At 61.1% G+C, this 665-nt stretch carries 1 protein-coding gene; it reads right to left on the reverse strand.

The genetic code is table 11. The features are described from left to right. Window positions 1-665: amidohydrolase family protein (locus FEZ60_RS28435; protein ID WP_172937664.1), on the reverse strand; the 665-nt coding region annotated here is incomplete at both ends.

Here is a 665-nt window from a genome sequence, read left to right on the forward strand (position 1 = left end):
CTCGGAGAGCAGGAACTTCAGTGTCGGATGGCGATGGAAAACCGGGGAGAACAACAGATCGGCGGTCGCGTACATCGAGTTGCACCCGAAGAGTGCCGTCATCACGGCCATCGGGGCTTCGGGGGCGGTGATCGGGGCCTTACCCGAGGTGCCGAAGTGCACGGTCAACGGGATGTCGACATCCTCACACGCCGAGAACAGCGGATCCCAGTGATCGGTATGGAACGACGGAAGTCCTAGCGGTACAGGATTTTCGGGGAAGGAAATCGCTTTTGCGCCCTTGGCTGCGGTGCGGTAGACCTCTTTGACGCATTCCTCCACCGACCACAGCGGCAGGATTACCAGCGGGATCAACCGGTCCGGGGCGCTCGCGCACCATTCGTCGATGTGGTAATCGTTCCAGGCCTTGACCGAGAGCAACGCCAACTCCCGGTCCTTGCCTTCGAGGAAGACCGTTCCGGCGAATCGGGGGAACGAAGGAAATGACAGTCCGGCTTGGACGCCGTCGATATCCATGTCCAGCACACGGGCTTTCGGGTCGAAGCAGCCGGCGATCATGTCCTCGTACCGGGTGGGCTCGGCGCCGTATTCCTCGGGTTTCTTCCCAGCCACCGCGTTGAGTCCGATGTACGGGTAGACACGGTCTTCGTAGATCCACACTTCGG

The sequence above is a fragment of the Rhodococcus sp. MS16 genome (assembly GCF_013277795.1).
Taxonomy (GTDB): domain Bacteria; phylum Actinomycetota; class Actinomycetes; order Mycobacteriales; family Mycobacteriaceae; genus Rhodococcus_F; species Rhodococcus_F globerula.